35 protein-coding genes are annotated in these 21,495 nt (G+C 38.2%); 25 read left to right on the top strand and 10 right to left on the bottom strand.

The features are described 5' to 3' along the window. Window positions 1-46: 46 nt before the first annotated feature. The 4 genes from JK635_RS07610 to JK635_RS07595 form a co-directional block, all read right to left on the bottom strand. Window positions 47-631 (bottom strand): hypothetical protein, encoded by a 585-nt coding sequence (locus tag JK635_RS07610; RefSeq protein WP_202653359.1) that lies wholly within the window; start codon window positions 629-631, stop codon window positions 47-49. Between the two features lie 149 nt (window positions 632-780). Next, window positions 781-1,062, bottom strand: a complete 282-nt coding sequence (locus JK635_RS07605; RefSeq protein WP_202653358.1) for a helix-turn-helix domain-containing protein — start codon at window positions 1,060-1,062, stop codon at window positions 781-783. An 89-nt stretch (window positions 1,063-1,151) separates the two neighbouring features. Then, window positions 1,152-2,417, bottom strand: coding sequence for a Y-family DNA polymerase (locus JK635_RS07600; RefSeq protein WP_202653357.1), 1,266 nt, complete (start codon window positions 2,415-2,417; stop codon window positions 1,152-1,154). Beyond that, on the bottom strand, window positions 2,410-2,751 hold the full coding sequence (locus JK635_RS07595) for a YolD-like family protein (RefSeq protein WP_202653356.1): 342 nt from the start codon (window positions 2,749-2,751) through the stop codon (window positions 2,410-2,412). The genes JK635_RS07600 and JK635_RS07595 overlap by 8 nt, the downstream gene beginning before the upstream one ends. A 235-nt stretch (window positions 2,752-2,986) precedes the next feature. Between JK635_RS07595 and JK635_RS07590 the strand changes: the two genes are divergently transcribed. The 18 genes from JK635_RS07590 to JK635_RS07510 all read left to right on the top strand — a co-directional run bounded on the left by JK635_RS07590 (window position 2,987) and on the right by JK635_RS07510 (window position 13,918). Continuing rightward, window positions 2,987-3,187 carry a hypothetical protein gene (locus JK635_RS07590; RefSeq protein ID WP_202653355.1) on the top strand — a complete coding sequence of 67 codons (201 nt, stop codon included), beginning with the start codon at window positions 2,987-2,989 and terminating at the stop codon, window positions 3,185-3,187. A 314-nt stretch (window positions 3,188-3,501) separates the two neighbouring features. Then, window positions 3,502-3,837 carry a hypothetical protein gene (locus JK635_RS07585; RefSeq protein WP_202653354.1) on the top strand — a complete coding sequence of 112 codons (336 nt, stop codon included), beginning with the start codon at window positions 3,502-3,504 and terminating at the stop codon, window positions 3,835-3,837. 206 nt (window positions 3,838-4,043) lie between these two features. Continuing rightward, window positions 4,044-4,253, top strand: coding sequence for a hypothetical protein (locus tag JK635_RS07580; RefSeq protein ID WP_202653353.1), 210 nt, complete (start codon window positions 4,044-4,046; stop codon window positions 4,251-4,253). Window positions 4,254-4,735: 482 nt separating this feature from the next. After that, window positions 4,736-4,990: a hypothetical protein gene (locus JK635_RS07575; protein WP_202653352.1), complete on the top strand. Its 255-nt coding sequence runs from the start codon at window positions 4,736-4,738 to the stop codon at window positions 4,988-4,990. A 42-nt stretch (window positions 4,991-5,032) separates the two neighbouring features. Further along, window positions 5,033-5,191: a hypothetical protein gene (locus tag JK635_RS07570; RefSeq protein WP_202653351.1), complete on the top strand. Its 159-nt coding sequence runs from the start codon at window positions 5,033-5,035 to the stop codon at window positions 5,189-5,191. A gap of 346 nt (window positions 5,192-5,537) precedes the next feature. After that, window positions 5,538-5,681, top strand: a complete 144-nt coding sequence (locus tag JK635_RS07565) for a hypothetical protein (RefSeq protein WP_202653350.1) — start codon at window positions 5,538-5,540, stop codon at window positions 5,679-5,681. 830 nt (window positions 5,682-6,511) lie between these two features. Further along, entirely contained in the window at window positions 6,512-6,883 is a 372-nt protein-coding gene (locus JK635_RS07560; protein WP_202653349.1) for a helix-turn-helix domain-containing protein, read from the top strand. Window positions 6,884-7,103: 220 nt separating this feature from the next. Further along, window positions 7,104-8,018, top strand: coding sequence for a hypothetical protein (locus JK635_RS07555; RefSeq protein WP_202653348.1), 915 nt, complete (start codon window positions 7,104-7,106; stop codon window positions 8,016-8,018). Between the two features lie 126 nt (window positions 8,019-8,144). After that, entirely contained in the window at window positions 8,145-8,639 is a 495-nt protein-coding gene (locus JK635_RS07550) for an STM3941 family protein (protein WP_202653347.1), read from the top strand. A 408-nt stretch (window positions 8,640-9,047) separates the two neighbouring features. After that, window positions 9,048-9,677: an XF1762 family protein gene (locus JK635_RS07545; RefSeq protein WP_202653346.1), complete on the top strand. Its 630-nt coding sequence runs from the start codon at window positions 9,048-9,050 to the stop codon at window positions 9,675-9,677. 316 nt (window positions 9,678-9,993) lie between these two features. Continuing rightward, window positions 9,994-10,350: a hypothetical protein gene (locus JK635_RS07540; RefSeq protein WP_202653345.1), complete on the top strand. Its 357-nt coding sequence runs from the start codon at window positions 9,994-9,996 to the stop codon at window positions 10,348-10,350. A gap of 176 nt (window positions 10,351-10,526) precedes the next feature. Then, a complete protein-coding gene (locus tag JK635_RS07535) occupies window positions 10,527-10,724 on the top strand; it encodes a hypothetical protein (RefSeq protein WP_202653344.1) in 198 nt (65 codons plus the stop codon). Window positions 10,725-10,768: 44 nt separating this feature from the next. Further along, complete coding sequence (locus tag JK635_RS07530; RefSeq protein WP_202653343.1) at window positions 10,769-11,236, top strand: hypothetical protein; 468 nt, start codon at window positions 10,769-10,771, stop codon at window positions 11,234-11,236. Between the two features lie 611 nt (window positions 11,237-11,847). Beyond that, window positions 11,848-12,102, top strand: a complete 255-nt coding sequence (locus tag JK635_RS07525; protein ID WP_202653342.1) for a hypothetical protein — start codon at window positions 11,848-11,850, stop codon at window positions 12,100-12,102. 27 nt (window positions 12,103-12,129) lie between these two features. Beyond that, window positions 12,130-12,558 (top strand): hypothetical protein, encoded by a 429-nt coding sequence (locus JK635_RS07520; RefSeq protein ID WP_202653341.1) that lies wholly within the window; start codon window positions 12,130-12,132, stop codon window positions 12,556-12,558. A 182-nt stretch (window positions 12,559-12,740) separates the two neighbouring features. Next, complete coding sequence (locus JK635_RS24185; RefSeq protein ID WP_235887964.1) at window positions 12,741-13,043, top strand: hypothetical protein; 303 nt, start codon at window positions 12,741-12,743, stop codon at window positions 13,041-13,043. Further along, window positions 13,003-13,263: a hypothetical protein gene (locus JK635_RS24180; protein ID WP_235887963.1), complete on the top strand. Its 261-nt coding sequence runs from the start codon at window positions 13,003-13,005 to the stop codon at window positions 13,261-13,263. Before JK635_RS24185 ends, JK635_RS24180 begins: the two co-directional genes overlap by 41 nt. A 370-nt stretch (window positions 13,264-13,633) precedes the next feature. After that, the gene (locus tag JK635_RS07510) at window positions 13,634-13,918 is read left to right on the top strand and encodes a hypothetical protein (RefSeq protein WP_202653340.1); all 285 of its coding nucleotides are present in this window, start codon (window positions 13,634-13,636) and stop codon (window positions 13,916-13,918) included. Between the two features lie 135 nt (window positions 13,919-14,053). Here JK635_RS07510 and JK635_RS07505 read toward each other — a convergent pair whose 3' ends face one another. Next, the gene (locus JK635_RS07505) at window positions 14,054-14,260 is read right to left on the bottom strand and encodes a hypothetical protein (protein WP_202653339.1); all 207 of its coding nucleotides are present in this window, start codon (window positions 14,258-14,260) and stop codon (window positions 14,054-14,056) included. Between the two features lie 686 nt (window positions 14,261-14,946). On the opposite strand from JK635_RS07505, the gene JK635_RS07500 reads away from it, so the two are divergent. After that, a complete protein-coding gene (locus JK635_RS07500; protein ID WP_202653338.1) occupies window positions 14,947-15,234 on the top strand; it encodes a hypothetical protein in 288 nt (95 codons plus the stop codon). A 90-nt stretch (window positions 15,235-15,324) separates the two neighbouring features. Here the strand turns inward: JK635_RS07500 and JK635_RS07495 are convergent, their stop codons facing one another. Continuing rightward, window positions 15,325-15,666: a hypothetical protein gene (locus tag JK635_RS07495; protein WP_202653337.1), complete on the bottom strand. Its 342-nt coding sequence runs from the start codon at window positions 15,664-15,666 to the stop codon at window positions 15,325-15,327. Between the two features lie 95 nt (window positions 15,667-15,761). Between JK635_RS07495 and JK635_RS07490 the strand changes: the two genes are divergently transcribed. The 6 genes from JK635_RS07490 (at window position 15,762) to JK635_RS07465 (ending at window position 18,594) form a co-directional block, all read left to right on the top strand. After that, entirely contained in the window at window positions 15,762-16,415 is a 654-nt protein-coding gene (locus tag JK635_RS07490) for a hypothetical protein (protein WP_202653336.1), read from the top strand. Window positions 16,416-16,536: 121 nt separating this feature from the next. Then, window positions 16,537-17,028 (top strand): hypothetical protein, encoded by a 492-nt coding sequence (locus JK635_RS07485; protein ID WP_202653335.1) that lies wholly within the window; start codon window positions 16,537-16,539, stop codon window positions 17,026-17,028. Between the two features lie 146 nt (window positions 17,029-17,174). After that, a complete protein-coding gene (locus tag JK635_RS07480; protein ID WP_202653334.1) occupies window positions 17,175-17,453 on the top strand; it encodes a hypothetical protein in 279 nt (92 codons plus the stop codon). After that, a complete protein-coding gene (locus JK635_RS07475) occupies window positions 17,450-17,944 on the top strand; it encodes a hypothetical protein (protein WP_202653333.1) in 495 nt (164 codons plus the stop codon). Before JK635_RS07480 ends, JK635_RS07475 begins: the two co-directional genes overlap by 4 nt. Before the next feature lie 33 nt (window positions 17,945-17,977). Continuing rightward, the gene (locus JK635_RS07470) at window positions 17,978-18,271 is read left to right on the top strand and encodes a hypothetical protein (protein WP_202653332.1); all 294 of its coding nucleotides are present in this window, start codon (window positions 17,978-17,980) and stop codon (window positions 18,269-18,271) included. A gap of 77 nt (window positions 18,272-18,348) precedes the next feature. Further along, on the top strand, window positions 18,349-18,594 hold the full coding sequence (locus tag JK635_RS07465) for a hypothetical protein (protein ID WP_202653331.1): 246 nt from the start codon (window positions 18,349-18,351) through the stop codon (window positions 18,592-18,594). A gap of 58 nt (window positions 18,595-18,652) precedes the next feature. Here the strand turns inward: JK635_RS07465 and JK635_RS07460 are convergent, their stop codons facing one another. From JK635_RS07460 to JK635_RS07450, 4 genes are all read right to left on the bottom strand, one after another. Continuing rightward, the gene (locus JK635_RS07460) at window positions 18,653-19,534 is read right to left on the bottom strand and encodes a hypothetical protein (protein WP_202653330.1); all 882 of its coding nucleotides are present in this window, start codon (window positions 19,532-19,534) and stop codon (window positions 18,653-18,655) included. 549 nt (window positions 19,535-20,083) lie between these two features. After that, on the bottom strand, window positions 20,084-20,407 hold the full coding sequence (locus tag JK635_RS07455; RefSeq protein ID WP_202653329.1) for a hypothetical protein: 324 nt from the start codon (window positions 20,405-20,407) through the stop codon (window positions 20,084-20,086). A gap of 293 nt (window positions 20,408-20,700) precedes the next feature. Next, window positions 20,701-20,829, bottom strand: coding sequence for a hypothetical protein (locus JK635_RS24685; RefSeq protein WP_306792919.1), 129 nt, complete (start codon window positions 20,827-20,829; stop codon window positions 20,701-20,703). A gap of 80 nt (window positions 20,830-20,909) precedes the next feature. Then, window positions 20,910-21,461 (bottom strand): guanylate kinase, encoded by a 552-nt coding sequence (locus JK635_RS07450; protein ID WP_202653328.1) that lies wholly within the window; start codon window positions 21,459-21,461, stop codon window positions 20,910-20,912. Between the last annotated feature and the right edge of the window lie 34 nt (window positions 21,462-21,495).

Genomic DNA, 21,495 nt, shown 5'->3' with positions numbered 1-21,495 from the left:
CTTCACTATAAAGTGCTAGTATTTAAGAAAGCGATTAAATCATTAGCTATTTATTTGTTAATCTTAAATATTCTATGATTTTCTGCACTTCTTCTTTGGATTGGTAATATAAAATATGACAAACTTTATTTTGTCCGTGCGGTTGAATTTTTTTCAATCCTGTATCCAATACCCGGTGTAAATGTTGGTTCAATCTTTCCAGTATTGGCGCGGCGGTGTAAAAGCGAATACGAAATACTGTTCCCCACTTTCGAAATTGCTGGTCAATTGTATGGTGTGGAAGAAAGAAACCGCGCAAAAATTCAGCTTCTTCTTCAGATGATGCAAATACTGGAATGGTGCGCTGCTCGTTCCCTTTTTTGCCTTCATATCCGTGTTCTCGCAGCCAAAAGACGTATGGATTGTAAAAATGGAGCTGCAAGCGATATGCTAACTTTTTCCCGGGTTCTTTGAGCGGAAATACTTTTTGTGAAGGGGAAACTTGATCGCGAATCTGCGACAAAACATTCTTGTCGATATATTGCACGATGAATTTATCGCCGCTATACCGGCCGTTTCCCCAAAGAAATCCTAAACTGAAGATATCCAGCTCTGGACACCTTTGTTTGGTTTGGGGTAAGTTATACTTCACTTTCCATTTCTCCCTCGAATTTATCCTCTGAATTTCCTTAATTCATGATGAAAGTTTCGCTCGACAAATTTAGACAAAAAATAACCTCTCGGTTTGAGAGGTTTACTTGTAGTAGTTCTGTTACGTTAAAGTCTGGTAGATAGAGTAAATTATTCAACTTCTTTAGTCCTTATTGGCTCGCCATATACTTCAACCATTGCTTGTTTATGCACAAGCCATGTACCTTCTGATTTTCTTACTAACCCTTTTTCAATCTGTTTATCAAATAATCCTCTTGTAAGTGCAGCTCTTACTGTATCTTTTTTTAGGCCCCACTGTTTAGCAGCTTCAGGTGGCGTCGCCGTCATAAAAGACGTTATACTGTATTTTCCCTCGACGATAATACAAAAAATGATACAATTTGCTGGTAATGATTTTAATCTCCTCCTCACCTAATTGATTTCCATAATTTGTGCAGGTTTCCTGTATTGACATTTAACAAATTATTGACAAAAAACTCCTCATAATAGAGGAGATTTTGTTAAGCTTTGTGGCCACCAACTAACTTGCTTCTTTGTAAAGCAGTGCCAGCTGGTGTGTATGAGACAGCACGTAAAAGAGCAGACGGACCAAATTTATTCCGAATTGCATCTACTGTATACCCGAGTTGGCGTTTTTTCCAACCATCCTGGTTAAATAAATCAAGTTGGACTTGGTTATCATCATATAATTTACCGATCGACAAAGAAATCTGCCTTACCGTTTGCCCTCTATAATTTTCTTTCATTAATTCAAGGCAAACTTTATAGATGTCCATCGTCACATTCGTTGGGACTTCGATCGTCCTAGATCGATAAAATCCCCCTCCAAACTCATCCCTACTATATCCAAGACCGAAACTAATAGTTTTGCCTGCCTTACGAGCATTTCGGGCCCTTCTAGCTACTTCTTCACACATTTCTAATACGACGACTTTGATCTCATCCAACTTTTTATAATCGCGTAAAAGAATTTGGCTTTTTCCGTAACTGACCTGTTTCTGTAGGATTGGAGCGCCTATCTCGGATAGATCGACTCCCCAGGCATGATGATACAATTGGTTTCCCATAATGCCAAATTTCTTTTCTAACAGTTCCAGGGGATATTTGGCCAGCTGTCCCACAGTAAAAATGCCCATGCTATTCAAAGTTTTTTGAGTACGGCTTCCTATTCCCCACATTTCTGACAAAGGATGAATTGGCCACAATTTTTTAGGGATATCCTCATATGTCCATTCAGCAATTCCACTAGGAATCTTTTTTGATTCCAAGTCGAGTGCCAGTTTTGCCATTAACATATTAGGACCGATTCCAACAGTACAGGTAAGACCAAAAGTACCCTTGATGTCAGCCTGGATAATGGATGCAATATCGCGCGGGCCACCCCATATCTTTTCTAATCCTTTCACATCCAAAAAGCTTTCATCCACGCTATATGTGTGGACGGAGCAGGGCGGAACATACCGATAAAACAACTTTGTTATCTCTGTCGATACGCGAATAAATAGCCCCATTTGAGGATCCACAACTTGAATCCGTGGATCCTCTGGTATTTCAAACAAACGTGATCCAGTTTTTATCCCAAAATCTCTTTTTAATGCAGGGGTTGCCGCCAATACAACACTGCCTTGTCTTTCTGTATTGCCCACAACAGCCAGGTAGCATGTGAGTGGATCTAGTCCACGGTCCACAGCTGCCACGCTTGCATAAAAACTTTTCATGTCGATACAGAGTATTTTTCTCTCCGGAAATTGACTGTAATCAATCATTACCCTCACTCTTTTCGATATTTATTACGTCTCTAAATGATAATAAATGCTTATGTCCTGAACCATCCATTATTTTAAACTGCTTCTGAATATGATCGATAAATGTAATTTTACCGGTGTAAACCTCAATAAATCCATCTTCATAAATCGAAAATTCAAGTGTCTGATTTGCATCTAACGCTTCGATAATTGTTTCCTCCATCCGCTCAATTTTCTGCTCATCCAAAATAGGCCGTTTAATTTTTATTTCATCATTTAAGCATTTTTTTAACTCTCTCACATGTTCCGGCAGCATCATTGCGGTCCATTTTTTTGTTCCTCGATCTTTTAACATAAGATTACCTCCCTGCCAATATTATATGCAAACGAATGTTCGAAAACAACTCAAAAACAAACTTATGTTCGATAAAATAATGGTAAAGGAGCTGGTAGTTTTTATATGGAGTCTCACCATTTTGTAAATTAATTATTATTTTTGTACATTTCTAACTTTTTATTCCGTTATTCATTGATATTGTAACACTATTGCGATACAATAAACCTAACAATAATAGATGGGAGAGGCTTGGATGGAGAACCATAAGGCAGCTATTTTACTTGCAGACTTGCTGTTCGCTTACATCAACAAAGATGAAGATTTTCCGCATGACTTTGAAGTAAAAGCTGTGGAAAATGCGGTAGACTTTCTAGAAAAGCACTATACAGAAAACAAGTACAATTTAAAGCTATTCAAGGACACGATCAACCGTATTCGGAGTAAATCAGGATAAAAGTGAAAATCCAAATATCCCATAAAGAAGTGCATGTTAATGAAACTTGGGCATTGTCTCAAGTTTTTTATTTTAAAAACATTGGGCTGGCTGTAAACTTTTGATAGAAATAGAATAAGAGATTTCTTCCTCTTCACTTTTATTCTAAAATAGAAAGATATAAGGAAGGTAAAGGAGCGTGAATTAAAATCGAGTATGTCATCAATCAAAAAAACTGTCAGCAGCACATGACTGCCTTAAAAGAATCATTTTCACATGCCCAAACATTCTTTCAGGAACGTATGCCCCCTACTCCTTTCAATCAGGGGAAAGCCATGACCTATGGGGACTTTTTAAATCGTCTGGAGGAGTTCTTCTTCTCTCTTGAAAAAGAAGCCGTATCCATTGGATATTCGCTTACTGTCATTCCTATTTTTACAATAGAGACGCTCTTTCATTCTTTTGCTGATAAATGCAAACATTTCATGGAAGAAATCCGCCGTCTCTTACTGGATACAGAAAACTCAAAACTAGATAAAGACTTGCTGAAGGGTCAACTGGATGGCTTTCAAGATGTTCTCCGTTCTTTAAAGGAAAGCCTTCAGTCCTTGCAAAATGAATCGTATCCCATCTCCATTTCAATAAAACCAAAACTATATGTTGTGAAATAGTCCTGTTTAGGGCTTATTTTTTTTGCATTTTTTCAATTTTATTCCGTTATTAATTTGACTATGCGACACAATTGAGATACAATAAGATTATAATATAACGTTATTCATAAGGGGAACAGATATTCATGTTTATTGGTGTGTATGTATATGGCGGTATCACAAACCATATTGACATCAAGAACGACTTGTCGGAGGTTGTTTCTTCCATGAAGAGGACTGCAAACGAGTTAGGGCTTGATCCTGCTGAAGACGATTTCCGCATTTTCAATGATAAAGGTGTAGAAGTGTACTCTTATACGTCTGATGAAGAATTACAGGAAAATAACTGGATGGAAGTGTTTGATCAACAGTCGGAACGAATTGTTGTGGTGGATAGAACGGTTGAACAAGGTATAAGTGACGGTGATGGAATATGAATGCCGCCTATTTTCGTATCCCCAAGCGGGATATATTAGGGAATCTCATCAAAGTGGGAGAAAGAGCCATCCTGTTTTCAAGACATGGGATTGCCTACGAAGGTGTCATCCGGCAGATTGGAGGGTACGCTAGTTTGAGGTAGAGGAAAATTAGAAAAGCGTTAATTGATTAGTTAGCATTTTGATTCTTAATGTTAGTAAAGACACAAAAAGTGAAGGAGGAAATGATATGAATTTAGTTGAGTTTATGAAAAAGAGGGATAAAAAGATTGAGCAAATGACGGAGGATTTGTTTGAATTACAACATGGATTAGAAGGTGCAGAAGGTTGAATACAACGGTAAAGAAGCACTTATTATGCACGTTGATTGGAATGAAAAACAAGTCTATTTAAATTACGATGATGAAAACTTCGAGTGGGTTTCGTTCGAGTAATCTAATGTCGCACTACGACACATTTTACGAAGTAAGGAGGTTTGACTAATGGAAGCAAAGCCAAATGGTTTCAGGTGTGAGAATTGTGGTAATGAAACCTACGGAGATAGAGAAAAATGTATGAAATGTGGGTCAGAAAATTCAATCAAGCCTATCCCAAAAGACCTTTACAAATGCTACCTTAACGGGAAGTTTTATGGTGGTGGTAACTTAAATTATATACTCGAATTGTTTAAGGATTATGTAGTCACTTGTAAGATGTACGGTAAAAAAGAATGTGACTTTAAAATCGTTAAAGACTAATGCACAATACGACAGAAAAAGTGTAACAAGGAGGAATGAAAAATGACTGTTAAAGACTTAATTGAGGAACTTCAAAAATATAATCCGAATGCACAAGTAGTAACTATAAGTGTTGGTAATCGTAACGAGTGGAACTATACTGACAATCCTAAACTAACTAGCAGTAAAAATATGTTTGGAGAAAGAGTATTTATCAATTAATGTACTTTTCGAAAAAATTTGTTGATTAACTTTATACATTAATTGTGCATTAAAAAGAAGGTGAAATAGTGCTACAAAAATTAAAATGTTTAATGGGAAGCCATCAAGAAATATGGTTAGATATGGAGTTGCCTTATTATCAACAAGTGCTAATGAAATGTGGATGTTGCGGTAAATACGGACTTTGGCAGACAGGAATTAATTGTACTTACTGGGTTAAGGACATAAACAAATTTCCTAAAATCGTAGCAGACCACATAAGGAAAAATGAACTTTAGCTATGACACAATCCGTTAGGGATATGAAAATAAAATGCGACACAAATAATTTTATGGAGGAATTAAAAATGGAGAAAGAATTAACTTATGAAGATTTGCAAAAACAACCTGAAGGAGCAATTGTATCAATGGGTTGCCCAAATTGTGAAGGATTTGAAAAGCATAAAAAGATTGATGGTAAATGGGTTTGCCAATGGTGCGGACATAAATAATCTTGTTGCGTCTAACTAATTTTAAATACATTTAAGAAGTCAAATTGTGAAGGAGCGAGAACATGGCAACTATCGTATATCGGTGTCCTTCCTGTCAAAGGAATTACGACCATAATGATAGTTGACTCATTTTTTATATAAAAATAAATTAAAGGAGTAAAAACGTATGAGTATTTGTTGTCTTATTAGTTATTTTTTTGGTTGGTTACTTGGTTGGGTTGTATCACCAGTAGTGTTAATTTCACTGGTAATAGCAGGATTTATTGCATTAACAATATCTAGTAAACCAGAGATATTTTATTGATAGTTATACCAATCGTGGTCGTCTTGAAAAAAGAAAATCCTATAGCTGGAAAATCTCTTGATTGGAGGTGTGACCTTGCTCATTTACCCGTTCTATACGGGAAAAGGATTTAAGGAGGATTGGACAGCTTATATCCGGAAAAATCTTCTCTTTTTCCTATTCTCCCCTTTTCTTTTGACCCTCGTATTTGCTGCATGGATCTGGTTTTCGATCCCCCTTTCTCTTTTTCTGGAATTCTCCCTCTCAACCACTCTGACTGCTTTTTTTCTCACCACTTCTCTTCTTGGGTTTTCTCATGCCGTATATCTCTATGGAATTGAAGAATACCGGTTCCTAAAAAAACTATATGAACCATAGGAGGCACTGCTGCTCTTTTCTCTCCGCCAGCAACTCGATGAACACGAGTTCAAACGGTATATGGACTGTATGGTTCGTCTCTGCGAGAAGTAACGAATTCAAAAGTTCTCTTAATCCCCTTTTCTCTTGTTTCCAAGTAAGATACCATTAGAAAATGGAGGTGCGGACCATGCAAAATGTAGGAAGAAAAATCAGAAAACTTCGTAAAAGCCATCAAGACACCTTGAAGGAACTGGCAAGAAAGATCAGCTACGATTATAGCAACTTATCCAAAGTGGAGAATGGAAAATATGAACCCTCTTTAGATCTTCTGAAAAAAATCACTCAAGTTTATCAAGTATCACCTCTCTACTTCTTTGAGGAAATGGAAGAAGAAGAAGAATTAGAGCAAAATGAATATACTTTAACAGAAGAAAAAGCACCTTTTGTAATAGACGGAATACCTGTAACCGAGGAGGAAATGAACCTGGCAATTCAAATCATACGGTTTATCAGAACCGGGACTTTAAACAGGAAAAACACCGATCGTTATTTAGAATAGCGTTACGAGTAAGTCTTGTTTTTTGCAAGGCTTTTTTTCTTTTCAGCTTCCCCACTTCTTGAACCCTGCTCTTCAATTGTTTACGGAAGAAAGGATATACAATATTATTCCAGTATTCTTTTATTATTCTTGAATCCACCCAATCTTGAATCCACCCAAAAATGTGGCCCATACTAATTATAGTTCAACTATATTTATACGATGATTAGGAGGAGTTCATATGAAGGCAAATGTTACTGTACCACAATCTCACCAAGGAAGTGTATGGAGTTTTCCGGATCGAGGACCTTGGGGAAAATCGAATTATCGCGGAAATTGCTCTGGACACATCATAAAAGAACTTCTATCATTCTTTAAACCGACAAAGTTTGTTGAAGTATTTGCTGGAAGCGGAACAGGTCGAGATGTTGCCAAAGAACTCGGCATGACCAACAGTATTCACCTAGACCTTCGCCCTGAATTCGGCGCTTGGAACGCCCTTGTGAGTGAAATACCCTCTGGCTCTGATTTTGTCTTCTCACACCCTGCGTATCACAATATGGTCGTCTATTCCGGCTCCCAATGGGGAACGGCACACCCAGATGACCTCTCTCGCTGCGCGAGTTACGATGAATTCATCACAAAACTCAATAAGGTGAATGAGAAAATCTACCACTCGCTTGTCAAAGGCGGCCGTCATGCCATATTAATTGGCGATTACAAACAAAAAGGAAAAATGATTTCCATTCAAAAGGACATGACGTGGTTTGGGGATTTAGAGTATCACATCATCAAGACACAACATAACATGGTTTCTAGTCGCAGAACATACGGCGGAAAATTCATTCCAACCACTCATGAGCATTTGCTTGTGTTTAAGAAAAAAGAAATCTGGATGTTTCCTGTTCAAGTGACCAAAAGAGTCGAATCTGACATTCGTTCGAGAGATTTTGCTACCTGGCGTGATCTAGTTCAAGCCGCTCTTCAGCAGTTAGGAGGGAAAGGTACTCTTGCTGATATCTATTCGCTTCTGGAGAACACAAAAAAGGCTGTCAAAAATCAATATTGGCGTGAAAAAGTGCGCCAAACACTGCAACTGAACCGAAATTTCGAACCCGTTTCCCGCGGCGTTTGGCAATTGAATGTTGCAGCCTAAAAAGAGGACTCGGAAATGCCCGAGTCTTTTTCTTGTTTTCTGGTTTTCTGTTTTCTTATCTGTTATAATATGAATGACGTAATATAATACGAAATACTGAATAATAATTAAAAGGAGTTGGAAGCCTTGCAGAACGAAGTTGCTTTTCATCGAAAGCGGGGAAAAGCATTTCTATTAGCCCTTGATTCCCTGTTCTTTGTAGCATTTGGCTTTTTTGTCTCACTTCTCGATCCCTCGTTGTTTTTCTTGGGTATCCCTTGGATAATCTTTTTTGGTATCACCTTCTTCTATTTTCTTTCTCGTTTCATCAAGCCCGCCCCCATACTCATTCTAAATACAGACGGCTTCATCGACCGATCCTCTCTCATCAGCGGTGGATTCATTCCATGGGAAGACATTTCGTTTGTATTTCCCACCAAACTCCGCGGTCAAGATTTTCTCTGGATCACCCTCAAAGACCCCGAATCGTTCATCCAGCAACACCCGCCACTTAAGCGAAAAGTCTTGCATTTGGTTTGGAGAAAACATGGCACTCCCCTTTTGATTCCCGCTTACTTGATAGCAGCGAAAGAAGAAACCATCTTAAAAGCCTTCCAACCCTTTGCGAAAACAGCCTTTTAACCCCTTCTTAAAGAGAGGTTTTTTCTCTCTTTTTATTTTATTCCCTTATTCATTGATTTTGTATTACATATGTGATACAAAAAAGAGGTAGGATAGTCAGAGAAAATAACACCCATTCGAAGTAAAAGGGAAATTAAAATGGCCTTGCACAGAAAACGCAAAGAGGATGAAAAACGATGATACTTCTTCAAAAAAAACAAATGACTAATCCTACCATTCATGGCGGTTATTTTGAGGGCAGAGGTAAAAGGTGTTGTGATCATTGTTATCCTGATATACAAAAAGAATAAAACCGTTTAATGGGTATCAATCGAAATCTAGAAATATCATTAGGCGAAGAACAGCATATAAAAGATTTGGATTATAGTAGACACATGATGTGACATAGAATAAAGGAGCGTGAAATGAATGTGGTATTGGCTTTTCATTAAAGAAAAAACCAATCAATTTATAATTCTATCAGACAACCAATTACATGATGAAGGTCGATGGATTTTAGGAGATGATCGTTACGAACTTGTTTGGGATTCAGCACGTTCAATTAACGAAGCTGAACAATATGCAAAAGAAAGATACGGTGCAACAAAATTAAAATTAGAGACAAGACCAATCACATTAAAAGAAGCTTGTTCCTTTGTAAATAAACATCATAGACATCATATTTCCCCGCAAGGACATAAATTTTCAATTGCATTATTTGATGGTGAATTAGTTGTTGGAGTAATTATTGCTGGCAGACCAGTATCACGCTATCAAGATGATGGACTTACATTAGAAGTCACTCGTTGTTGTGTAAAAGAAGTTTATAAAAATGGAGTTAGTAAACTTTATGCAGCTGCATGTCGTGTCGCTCAAGCAATGGGATATAAACGAGTAATTACTTACACTTTAACAATCGAAAATGGTTCATCAATGCGAGCTTCTAACTTCAAATTAGAACGAATTAATAAGGGTGGTTCTTGGAACAGTAGAAGCAGAGTTCGAAAAGACAAACATCCTACAGGCACAAAATATCTATGGGTACGTGAAGTAAGTTAGTGTCACATAAGACTCATATTGTGCAATCAAAAAATAGAGATTTGATAAAAAAGGGGGCGGGAATACAAATAAAAAGGTTCTTTCAGCAAACAATCACAATACCTCTTTGGTTGTATCTGATACTACTTCTTGGTTCAATCGCCTACTCTATAGATTTTTACTTTTTCTAAACAGGAAGGTTTCTAAAAGGAAGCCTTCCCTTTTTTTGCTCTAATAATATATATTATGTAATAATTATTCCGATATTCATGTTATAATAAGATATGCAAATTCATTTGCTCACGAAGAAAAAGGAACTTTTAAAGGGGGAAACAAAATGGAATTGATGTTTGTACGTTTTGATGTAGCAGTTGGGAAGGAATGGATCTATTTTAACGAAGCGGTTGAGCGGAAATTAGCGCTTCATCGAGTGGGAGAAATTTCACCGGGTCTAGTCACCTACTCTCTTTTGGTCGAGCCGGGAAATGAGGCTTGCACCTCTTGGATAGAAGAACTGAAAAAGCAATTTGAGCTGCGGGAATTAGTCCTGACACTTCAAACAAAAAAGGAAGTAATTCAGGAAAACGTCCCGGGGATATATGCTCTCTTCATGTGGCCATTTGCGCTAACAAGATGCATAACTGGCGGCATATCATTCTTCCTCATGTCAAAGAGGATACCCCGTTTGATGTGAAGTTTGGGTTTCCGGCGATAGACTTCTCTAGCATGATCACAACCACTCTCCGTTTGCACTTTCCGGAATGGCTGGATGAGATGAAACTGCTTTCCACCAAACAAATTCACAAAGTGGTGGAGTGGATGATCTACCCTTTCACCATGCCAATGGAATAAGAAAAAGGAGCTATTCGAGTGAAACCACTAACAGAACAGAAGATAAAAAACCATATCAGTCAGCTCGTTGCCCACTTTTTCAACTATGAAATGAGAGAGTTTGCCACACTCCTTCAATCACTCTATCAATCCTTTGACAAGACAGATGTGGACCAGATTTCTATTTCAGCCAATACCTATATCCGCCGGAACATCCGGCTGCAAGTTCAAAAATAAGGGGGAAAAGCTCATGAACATTCAAAAACCAAGATTCTTTACCGTTGAAAATCCTTACCACTGGAAACGTCTGGGGAAGACAAGAGCCTGCCGGTGCGACACTCTATAAAATCATTGGGAACTTTTGCATCCATGAATCTTGCTGGAATCAACTCATTCAAGGCTGCACCACTTTTGAAGAAGTGCTCTATAAGATTGCAGAAAAACGGCAGCCTGCTGCCTCCAACCAGGACAAACCTAACGCGGCAGATGTCGAAGTGGTAAAGACCGCCATTCGAAACCTTGGATTTGTCATCACCAAGGAAACAAAAAACCGCCTCTATTTCAGAAAACCGGGCACAAGAGGAAAAGTTGCCCCGCTCTTCTATGATAAGCGGTTTCGAAAATTTGAGTTCACAGGACAGGCAAACGGCCTCCTGGATGGATTCATTTTGCGGAGAATATTTGAACAAATCCAATCGGAAGTCACCCGCCTAAAAGAAGAAAAGTTAATCACCATTGGGAGCAGTTAAGCCCCTACCCACCTTCCCCTCTTTTTGGGGAAGGATTTTTTCTTAAAAAGGAAGAATCCTCTCTCTCTTTTTTCTTTCCATTTCTAAAATGATTTCGGTTTGGTCTTCTCCGTTAATCAATACCTTCTCCAGATGACTCGCAAACATTTGTCTTTTAATCTGTTCCCAAAAGAGGAAAGCCACTTCATGTGGTGTTCTCCCCTTTAACGGAAAACTTCCGCTTTGCAGCACTTTACTTTCATGCGTGACATAATGAAGAACAATGACGACATTCCTTCACTCCCCTCCTCTCTTGTTTTTCTCTCTTTTACAAAAGCAAAATTAAGCTAGATATGACAGCAAAAACCCTAACGAACTTCTTTCAATCCTTCTTACCTTTTTAGAGCCCTCTTCCCCGGCTGCTTAAAGATGTTGGATTTTCGTATTCATAAAATTATTCATTTATTCAATAAAAATCACTGTATTCGTTGAAAATGAGCGATAATTATGGTAAAATATAACTATCCTAATCTATTGAAAGGCTCTAGGGAAACAGGGTTAGGCGGTCGTGGGAAGCTGCCTTGCCTAGAGCGTGTCAATCAAGGTATTTCACAAAAAAGGAGAATGAGAACATGAAGATCCTTCTAAAAAGCGACCCATTAAAAGTGGTTAAAATCAAGAAAAAAACTCAAGCCAAAATGTTCAAAGACCTAAAAGTTGGCGATGTCATCAAAATGTCCATTCCGGTTGAAGCGGCTGGAAGCAACAGAGGAACTTACGCGAGTCACATTCAGATTCAACACACACGAACAGGAGAATATGTCTACAAGTCATTCAACGAAATCGCCCCTATTTTGAACCGTTTTGAGTTGGAACCTATTGCATAAATATTAATGAAAAAAGGTGGGAGTCTGATGAAAACCATTATTAAGAAAATACGTCAACTACAAACAGACAAAGAAGTTGTAAAAAAATTCCCTTCCTTTCACTTTTATTTAGAGTTCAGAAGTTTAAAGGCTTTTAAGGGATATGATATTTTCTATGTCATTAATGAGATAAAGACAATGTTGTTGAGCGTTGATGAGAATGCGAATGAACTTTTTCTGGAGCATATCTGGAAAGTATTGCTTCAACCAATGGAAGAATTGGAGTATTTGAAAGAATTGATTTCTAATCATTTTCCAAAAACGCCCAACATCTATTCGCATAAATTCGATCAAGATACATGGTGGTTTTATTATAGCCGATCCCATAAACTCATGAGCGAAATATCTTTAAAAATAAGAAATCTAATAAGTTTGCAAACTATGGAAAAAATAGAACGATTAGAAGATGAATACTAGAATAGAATGAAACTTCAATTTTTTGAAGAGAGGGATAAAATGTTAAAAATAAAAGGTGCGAAATGAAAGGAATTTCAGGTATCAAGAGGTATCCTAATGGGTACATGCAATTGCAAATATCTTTTTTAGACAAACAAATATCCATCGAAACTTCAAAGTCCTTAAACAAGGAGTGAGCCATCATGCCAACATTTCAAGATATTCCGCAAATGACCGTTTTTTCTGGTTATCAGGTCAATATCCCCCTTCGCTATTTGGAAAAAAGAGTGAAAGAAGACATGGAGGAATTAGGCCTGCAACTGGAATCTGATTTTCAGCGCGGCCATGTGTGGACTGAATATCAACAAATCAAATTTGTAGAGTATTTGTTCCGGGGAGGAAAATCCAACCGTACTCTGTATTTTAATCATCCAGGATGGAACTCGAATTTAAAAGGAGACCGGCTTGCAACGGCTCACTGCCTGCCTCCGCTTTCTTCGAAATGAAATCCCGATTTTTGGTCATTATCTTCACGAGTTTGAGGACAAGATTCCTATAGATGTAGACATCCTTTGGTGTGTCAACACCCTTCCCACAAGAAAAGAGGTTTTGAAATGGTACTTGGAGTTAAATGAAGGAAGTGTTCCTCACACCGAAGAGGAAATCGAACGGGTCAAAGCCCTGCTGGAAAAAGAGGAAAATCACACAAACGGAGAAAAGTCATGATAGCTGAAACGAAAAAGATCTATATAACAGAGGACGGGAAAGAATTTTTAAACGAAAAAGAAGCGCAGGGATGGGAGTTCAACCTTCGTGATGTAAAATACTTTGAATTTATTTTTGCCCCATCACCGGTTCTTTTTAATAAACACCACTTGTTTCGATTAAATATCGGGATTTGCTGTTTGTTGCCACTTCCCCTCTATTTATTTTTCAGTGTGTGACGTTTACTTCCCCTTGGAAGTGAATTAAACGCTGCTATGTAAAGAAAACATTCCCTATAACACTAACAATAGATAGAGGATAAAAAAGCCATCTTGCTTCCTTATGGAAAACCTTTTTTCCAAATCACCTTAAATAAAAGGAGTGAAATTGAATGAAACTACTTAAGAAATCCTTGCCTCTTGCTCTTGGAATGACACTTGTCGCTTCAAGTTTTGCCTCTGCTGCCACGAATACTGCCCCCGCTCAAGTGAAAGCGGAAAAGAATGCTGCCATTAAAATCCCAATGCCTAAACCATTTCCAAAACCACAACCAATTCTAAAACCCATTCCAAACAAACCAATCAAAACTCCACCATACATCATAAAACCAGATCCTCGCCCCCATTTCCCTGGAGTTCCAAGGATCATACCAAAGTCAGACTCGCTGGCCAAATGATAAAAAAATGATAGTTAGAACGCCCAATTGTATGTGGGTGTTCTATTTTTTTGAATAAACACCTTCCGTATGAAAGTTCAACTCATTTTACGTTACATGGGGAAGAACCATAACAAGAGAAGCCAGGCGCTTCCCTTAAAACAAAAACTTGAGGATGATGACAAAAACAGGAATCGCAAACACAAGCCCTATTACAAACAGTCCGGTGGTGAATCGTCCTGCAAATGTTTCAAAGCGGCCATCATTACAAGCATGAACAATATCTTGCATAACCTCTTTGAGGGAATGTGTTTTTTGCTCCTCATACTTCTCCTGAATACCTTGAATATTCCTTACAATCATGAAAAGTGCCTCCTTATTATACGCAAAAATGAATGATCTATCTTAAATGTAAAGATTCCTTCTCCCATATTTCAATAAAATATTCCGTAATATCATTATTATTCCGTTATTCATTGATATCGTGTTACTACTGTGTTACAATATATTAGGTAAGGAGGATGACTCATACTCACCGTAAGAGTAAAATGTTTCTCTATGCGGAAACACCGAAAAATGAAACTTAAGAAACACCTTAAAAATGACATATGGTAAATGGATTAAAGCATCTGATGAGGAAGTTAATAGACTTCTTGAAAAGGAAATACACAAATTAGGTTAGTACACCAACGATTGAAGTGGTATCATCCATGACATTCGAAAGCACCTTCATCTCATTTCCATCCCACCAATTACGTCACAAAGGAGTTGAGAGATAACATGGCGAAACAAAAGTACATATTGTGTTTTACCGGGAATATGAAGGAAGTGTGTTCGTTGATTCTGTCATCGGACAAGCCTCAAAAGCCGACGAACGAGTGCAGGAGTTGGAAGAAAGAAAGTGGGTGTGACGAGCATGGAGCGTGCCTGTTGAAATGAACACAGTCGATGTGGACATCCCAATTCGCTTTCAACCAGCTCTTGCTTCTTTTAAGAGATAGTCTTATTGTGCTACTATAAATCATAGACCACGAGAAAGGACTGAAAACATGGTAAAAGAAGCAACGATTCAAGCAAGAGTCACTCAAACACTAAAGGAGCGTTTAACTAAAGCCTTGCAACAGGAAGGTTTAACCGAGAGCGACTTTTTGGTGAATGCTGCCACCGTATTTATCGAGAAAGCTGAATCCAAGCATCAATTCCCTTACACCACCCAAGAGGCAGTCTCGCTGCTTGAGAAATATCCTGATTTGCATTTTGAATCAAATCAAGGGAACCGCCTGTCAAGCAATCACAGCAATGACGCAAAGGAAGAGGAATGGTGGAGGATCCGTTAGTCTCCCTTCCTAAAATAACAGAAGTGCCGTCAGATACATGACGACACTCCGTGTGGAAAGAACAATAGGATTGGAGGGAATCTTCTCTCCTTAAAGTGTTCCCTCTTTCAACAATTGCTCTTTTTCCTCACTGGTAAAAACTTTACCGAATTCAAACAAATCAATCAAATAGCCAGCAAATACCTCTTCCCGCACGTCTTCGTGAGTTTGTTCATGGATCTTGGTTTCATCCTCAAAGTAGGCTTTGATTCGTGACGCTACCTCTTTTCGGTATTCTGGTTCAACCAAAAGACGGGTCATGCCGCCATCTCCTCTGTTTTCCACTAATCCGACCTTCGTATTATTGATATATATGGGCGCCGTGTAAGCGATCCCTCTTGATGTTTCATGATAATCTACACGGGATACCCTTAAGCCTTTTAAGGTTTTCATACCAAAACCCCTTTCCATTCATTTTTCTTTAGCATATCCCATGATTTCCTCATTTTTCAAACAAATATCATAACTATTCAAAAAGGAGTGCCCCCATGAAACGTCCCCTTTTCACTCTTCCCTATGTTGAAAAATCTCGGGTCGTCGAACATAATAAGCGATCCCAAGAAAAAGGATTGCAAGGAGACCTCCATGTTGATCAATGGGAACAAATATTGCACGATTTTTCCTACCGCTGCCCGTTTACCGGCTCTTACGAGATTTCGATGGAGCACTTCATTCCAGAAAGTCTTGGTCATGGCGGAACCACAATCGGAAATGTCTACCCAATAACCCCTTCCTTAAATGCTTCCAAAAGCAACGCCAACCCCTTTCTCTGGCGCGAAACCCTATCTAAAGCGAATCAGTCCCGATTTGATGAAATTGTCTCCTATCTAGCTGAACAACTTTCTCTCACCCCCGATGAATTCCGAGAATACGTCTTTTGGTGCTTTGGCCATCCCCGCTCAAATGAACAAATCAAGCAAGACAACTGTCGCGGGCTTACATCTTCTCTAGCTCTTTGGCAATACGAAAAGAATCATATGAGGAAGGTAGACCGGGTATTATCTCACTTTGCCAGGCAAACAGGACTCGATGACCCCAAACTCTTTGTTCAGTTTGCTGACTGGTGCCTTGACCACCATCACCCTATATCCCCTGACTATTTTTCTGCCTATATTCAATCCTTATTTACACCATGTAAGTAGACATCTGTTTTTATCTAAATTTGTCGAAAAGAAATTTATAAATAAAGGTTTACTTTTAAACGAAATCGTTTATAATAAAAGTATAATATTAAACGAAACCGTTTAAAGGAGGAAATGAAAAGTGGCAGATACACCAGTAAGCACAACACAAAAAAGATTACTGGATTTATTAAAAAAAGATTGTGACGGTACTTATAGCCACGCTGCCCGTCTTTTAGAGGCAATGGGATTACCAGGTAATGCATGCCCAAAGGGAATGACTTGGCGGGATGTAAAGAGATTGAACGATGAGGAATATCTAGCAAAGTTTGATTTAGCAGGCGTCAACATGGAAGCAGAAGTTGTAACGACAAAAGAAAAAACGCAACGTGAATTTTTAGAAAGGAAAAGCCGCGAACAAGCGTATAAAGAACATCGTATGAGACGCAGAAAATTAAACGAAAAATTATATCAACACGGATACAAATGGGTGAAATCTAGCGAAGAAGAAATGGACGGTTTTGCTGGTTGGCCTGAAATAGATATACCTGATGATTGGTATTTAATTGATCCTAATCACAAAAGAGTATCACTAGCAGATGCTAAAAAACAAATTGGTTGGGAGGAAAAATAAAATGTTGACAAAAACTAAAACAGTTTGGTTGGTAGAAGCAATGTCATATGATACAGCTTACGAACTTTTAAAAATGCTCGGAAGGGTATTCTAAATATATTATAAACAATACCATCAAATAAATACAATAAAAAGGTGAAAAGAAAATGGAAAAGAAAGTTTGCGCTGCTTCTGATTGCAACAAAAAATTTGAACCTAAAATGTACAAACAAAAATATTGTTCTTATCAGTGCAAGTGGCGAGAATATAAAAGAATAAAATATAAATCTCGTGCCAAAAAAGGTCTCTGTCCGCAATGCGGCGGCGAACTAGATGTTGCAATTTCTCCTCATAAAAATAAAGTCAGCCCTTCGTATTGCTCAAAATGTCAGGACTATTATCATCAAAGATATTCTAAAAAGAAAGAAAAGAGTGAATCAAAGTGAATCTAAATGATGTACTTACATTAAAAGAAGTGGAAAAAATCTGGAAGGGTGTCAGAGGAACCAGTGAAGCTAATTTGCGAAATAAATTTCGTAACGGGGATTTTAATGAATTAATTCAAAAAGGGTTAGCAAGAAAAACATTAGGTGGTGGATGGCTGGTTGCCAAAAAAGCCATGATAAATCTATTTGGAGAACCGGAGGGAGAAAAGTATATGCTATTAACAATCGAAAAAAGAAAAAACCATCAGCACATTATAGGGGAAGAATTTAAAGATGCTTATAGTGTAAGAACAGAGAAAGATATTGAAATAATGCTTGGCAAAGAGATTGAAAATCTTGATAGTGAAGTATATGAGCAGCATGAGAAGGAAATTGAGTCTATTTACAATCTTGAAGTTGGATTTTACACTATTGATCAAGGCGATTTTACTTACTATATTGAAATAAAAGAAGACCTAAAGACCATGGAACATGCAATCAAAAATCATTAAAATCTTGTTGAATTAAGATAGGAGGAACCATTTGTGAAAACGTATCATTTAGAATCCTCAATGAGTGCCAGAGTAAATTTTGACCAAGATGTTTCAAGATGGATTTTAGCCCGAATTGATAAGAGAAAAAACAAAACACTTACTACTGACGAGCTAAATGATTGGATGAATTACTTTATCGCTAATAACGAAATTGACGATGAAGAAGAAGGCGAAGCCAGATTTGTTGATACGGTTTTAAAAGAATGGAACGAAGCATTTAACACTAATTATCATGTAGTGAAAGTATTAAGCGGACCATTTGGAAATGTTTATAAAATAAACTAAAGGAGTAATTTCTTTGTTAGTAGAATCCACCCAAGAAGATTGGGTAGAAACTCTTCGATCCTTTTGAAGGGGAAGAGTTGCAATTTGAATTTCATACCAAAGACCGTATCGTTTGTTCGTTTCTCAATATAAAGGATATGCGTGTTCAGTATATGCCGCAAATAGAAAATTTGAAAGACCTTATCTCCATTATCGGGGAAGGAAAAGTGTCGTTTGAGTTTCATAAAACCCATATTGAGAAGGTCACAAGAGTCCCACTCACAACGGATGAAATTCATTGGCGTAAAGCAGATTGGGAGTTTGTTTTAAAAGATGGAAGCTGATTCATTCTTACCGTGTTGGATGATTAACCTAGAAAAAGACCCTCGAACGAGAGGGTCTTTATTGTTGACCTTTTAGTTTTTCGATTTGTCGTTCATAACGGGTACGCATATCATCCATTTGTTTGCGAAGACCGTTCAACTCTTCATAGAGGGCTTGAATTTTTTCAGATCCTGCAACCGTCAACTCTTCAACTTTTGCTTGCCATTTGGTTTGAAGCTCAAAAATGTCTTTTTCCCGCTCACGGTCTTTTTTCTCGATGGTCCGTTCCAGCTCGATTTTGTGCTGGTTTTTTAACATTTCTATATCTTTCTCATGCGATTCCTTCAAGCGGTCGATTGTCTGGGTAAGATCCTTTACTTGAAGTCCCCTGTCTTTTAGTAAGTCTTTTTGGGTGTGGATTTCCTCCTTCAACTCCAGATATTCCTTCATCACGGCTTCCGAATCAACCAGGCGGGCATTCAAATCATTAATTTTCTCTTTGTATTCCCCGATCAATTCTTTGTTCCGCTCATTGGTTTCTTCGTACTGCTTGACCAACTTTTCGGCTGCCGTTTTTTCGTTGACCGCGTTTTGAAGAAGTTCCTGTAATCCTTCTAGTTGAGCCTTACACTCTGACAACCCACTCTTGGCCGCTTGAATTTCCTCTTCTTTTTCAAGAAGCACCTTTTCTTGATCTTCTTTTAGCTTTCCTTGTTCAAAAATGGAACGGCGGATGATGTTGGCCACCATTTCCTCAATTCGATTGGTGTGAATAGATAATTCGTTGAGTTCCCGTTCGTACCCTGGCGCTCCTTGTTTCAGTGTCTCCATTTCATATACCAGCAGGAGTTTTTCAAACCACTCTTTGGTGCTTGCAAGTCCGGATGCTTCAATCATTTCTTGTACTTTTTCCTTTAAATCAGGAGAAACCCGAACAGAGAACGTTTGATCTTGCGCCATGATATTCCTATCTCCTTTTCTATGTCTACACTTTATAATGATCATTTCAATGTGTACACAACGTTTACAATGTTTACAACTTCTATCAAAAGTATAGCCAAAAGTGAGTATAATGTAAACGTATCGTTTACAATAAAATATAAAATCTCGCAAGGTATCCTTAAATCTTCCTCGTAACAATGATGTCTGCCCATCGGAAGGCACGGAAGATGCAAACTTATGATTTCTAGTTCCCGCCTTCCTCTTCTTGAATCTTCTAAACTTTATCAGAATTTCGCAGTGTAAGCTGGAAAATCCGTAGAATTCGCACCAAATCGTCTATATTGGTGATTTTCCCGCTTTTATCCTATTTTTTCTCGATTTTTCTTGGATTCTTTTTGGAAAGTGAAAGATATCTCATAGAGGAAGGAGCGAATCAAAAATCGTATCCTCATGTCTTTTGACAGGAAACACACCCTTTTAGGATGAGAATAATAAAGCAAAAAAGTGCCAGCTGCAGCCAACACCTTTTCTCCTATTTTGGATCATTTTTTACCAGGTTCAACCTGGTTAATGTGGGATTTCAATTTCGTTGTTATGGGCAATGAGTTCACCTTGGTGCCAAAGTTCTGCATGGGAGGTATCTTGAGGAACTTGGGAAAGGAATTCTTTGGCGGTTTCTACCGTTTCAAATTCAAACATGCGGGCGACAACAAGTCCATCTTCTCCCATGATCACACTTGTATTGTAGTCGCTAAATAGAATGGATGTGGGGAGATGCTCGGGTTCATAGCAAACCACAATAGGCCAGAGCGTTGATTCCCGTAAAGCAAATTCCTGTATTACCTCTCTTTTTAATAGTTCTTGCTTGAGTTCTTCTTTGGTTAAGTACATGTAAATTGCTTCCTTTCTTGTTTTCTAGTTTGAAATAGGGATTAACCCCATAACCTAACCCTTCCCAAGCAATTTCTCTGTCGGCTTCCTATCATACGAAGAAGAAATTTCCGTAGCAGTAAACCATATTATCAGAATCCTCTATCTTTTTTAGTTCTTCCACTTACCATGACAGAATACATCAAACTTCATGTGAAGGCTTTTTAAGACAGCCACAAATCCTTCCAGTTCTTCTTTTATTTCTCTTGGAACGACTAAAACACTATTAGGGGTGGTATCCTGATTTTTATCGGTCATCGCTTGGTGGATGTCGGGTGGCAGGGTTTAGCGTAGTAAACAACGAGGATGACTTGCGGCGTATGTTTGTGGTCTTTCTCTATTTTCTTTCGAACACTTCGTTTGATCATGCGAAAAGTACTCATTCTTTTCACTCCTATGTTAAAATAAAGAAAAGAACTCCTATAAAGAAATGAGGGTGTCCTCATTCTTATTGCAGATTGATTTAGAAAAGATTCCATTCATTCAACAAAGCTGTCAGTTGCGTGATCGATTCATCAATCGAACCTTCATTCCAGATCTCCGCATCACAAACCGCCCGGTATTCTGGTGTCAATTCTTTCTCCAACGCTTGAGAGATTCTCCTATTGATTTCTTCTTCCTTTGAGCCACGCTCTAGGAGGCGTTTTTTCATGGTTTCCAGCGTCACACCGATATAGACCGCTTTTACATTTTCTCGCCCTATATAGTCCTGCATGAAGCGAATACCAACTGCATCTAGCACAGCGATCCTACTTACACCTGTAAGAATTTCTTCAATATCCCTTTTAAAGATACCGTACTTCACTCCGGCATAGACAGTTTTTTCTGGGATTTCACCCGCCTTATCCAAGCGGTCAAATTCTTCTGGGGAGAGAAAATGGTAGTGGACCCCGTCAATCTCCCCCTCCCTTTTCGGTCTTGTTGTTATGCTGACCAACGGCTTTAAGGGGAAAAGATTTGAAATCGTGGTTTTTCCGCTTGTAGATGGACCACACAAAATGAGTAATTGTCCCATACAAACACTCCTTTTTTTGAATGATAGTTTTAAA

The sequence above is a fragment of the Neobacillus paridis genome, from assembly GCF_016765675.1.
Taxonomy (GTDB): domain Bacteria; phylum Bacillota; class Bacilli; order Bacillales; family Cytobacillaceae; genus Neobacillus; species Neobacillus paridis.
This window is presented reverse-complemented; position numbering and strand designations above follow the sequence as displayed.

Coding starts and splice junctions, on each gene's coding strand:
- JK635_RS07600 (WP_202653357.1), bottom strand. CDS start 2,417: ATGATTGATTACAGTCAATTTCCGGAGAGAAAAATACTCTGTATCGAC.
- JK635_RS07595 (WP_202653356.1), bottom strand. CDS start 2,751: ATGTTAAAAGATCGAGGAACAAAAAAATGGACCGCAATGATGCTGCCG.
- JK635_RS07590 (WP_202653355.1), top strand. CDS start 2,987: ATGGAGAACCATAAGGCAGCTATTTTACTTGCAGACTTGCTGTTCGCT.
- JK635_RS07585 (WP_202653354.1), top strand. CDS start 3,502: ATGACCTATGGGGACTTTTTAAATCGTCTGGAGGAGTTCTTCTTCTCT.
- JK635_RS07580 (WP_202653353.1), top strand. CDS start 4,044: ATGAAGAGGACTGCAAACGAGTTAGGGCTTGATCCTGCTGAAGACGAT.
- JK635_RS07575 (WP_202653352.1), top strand. CDS start 4,736: ATGGAAGCAAAGCCAAATGGTTTCAGGTGTGAGAATTGTGGTAATGAA.
- JK635_RS07570 (WP_202653351.1), top strand. CDS start 5,033: ATGACTGTTAAAGACTTAATTGAGGAACTTCAAAAATATAATCCGAAT.
- JK635_RS07565 (WP_202653350.1), top strand. CDS start 5,538: ATGGAGAAAGAATTAACTTATGAAGATTTGCAAAAACAACCTGAAGGA.
- JK635_RS07560 (WP_202653349.1), top strand. CDS start 6,512: ATGCAAAATGTAGGAAGAAAAATCAGAAAACTTCGTAAAAGCCATCAA.
- JK635_RS07555 (WP_202653348.1), top strand. CDS start 7,104: ATGAAGGCAAATGTTACTGTACCACAATCTCACCAAGGAAGTGTATGG.
- JK635_RS07545 (WP_202653346.1), top strand. CDS start 9,048: ATGTGGTATTGGCTTTTCATTAAAGAAAAAACCAATCAATTTATAATT.
- JK635_RS07540 (WP_202653345.1), top strand. CDS start 9,994: ATGGAATTGATGTTTGTACGTTTTGATGTAGCAGTTGGGAAGGAATGG.
- JK635_RS07525 (WP_202653342.1), top strand. CDS start 11,848: ATGAAGATCCTTCTAAAAAGCGACCCATTAAAAGTGGTTAAAATCAAG.
- JK635_RS07520 (WP_202653341.1), top strand. CDS start 12,130: ATGAAAACCATTATTAAGAAAATACGTCAACTACAAACAGACAAAGAA.
- JK635_RS24185 (WP_235887964.1), top strand. CDS start 12,741: ATGCCAACATTTCAAGATATTCCGCAAATGACCGTTTTTTCTGGTTAT.
- JK635_RS07510 (WP_202653340.1), top strand. CDS start 13,634: ATGAAACTACTTAAGAAATCCTTGCCTCTTGCTCTTGGAATGACACTT.
- JK635_RS07505 (WP_202653339.1), bottom strand. CDS start 14,260: ATGATTGTAAGGAATATTCAAGGTATTCAGGAGAAGTATGAGGAGCAA.
- JK635_RS07500 (WP_202653338.1), top strand. CDS start 14,947: ATGGTAAAAGAAGCAACGATTCAAGCAAGAGTCACTCAAACACTAAAG.
- JK635_RS07495 (WP_202653337.1), bottom strand. CDS start 15,666: ATGAAAACCTTAAAAGGCTTAAGGGTATCCCGTGTAGATTATCATGAA.
- JK635_RS07490 (WP_202653336.1), top strand. CDS start 15,762: ATGAAACGTCCCCTTTTCACTCTTCCCTATGTTGAAAAATCTCGGGTC.
- JK635_RS07480 (WP_202653334.1), top strand. CDS start 17,175: ATGGAAAAGAAAGTTTGCGCTGCTTCTGATTGCAACAAAAAATTTGAA.
- JK635_RS07460 (WP_202653330.1), bottom strand. CDS start 19,534: ATGGCGCAAGATCAAACGTTCTCTGTTCGGGTTTCTCCTGATTTAAAG.
- JK635_RS07455 (WP_202653329.1), bottom strand. CDS start 20,407: ATGTACTTAACCAAAGAAGAACTCAAGCAAGAACTATTAAAAAGAGAG.
- JK635_RS24685 (WP_306792919.1), bottom strand. CDS start 20,829: ATGAGTACTTTTCGCATGATCAAACGAAGTGTTCGAAAGAAAATAGAG.
- JK635_RS07450 (WP_202653328.1), bottom strand. CDS start 21,461: ATGGGACAATTACTCATTTTGTGTGGTCCATCTACAAGCGGAAAAACC.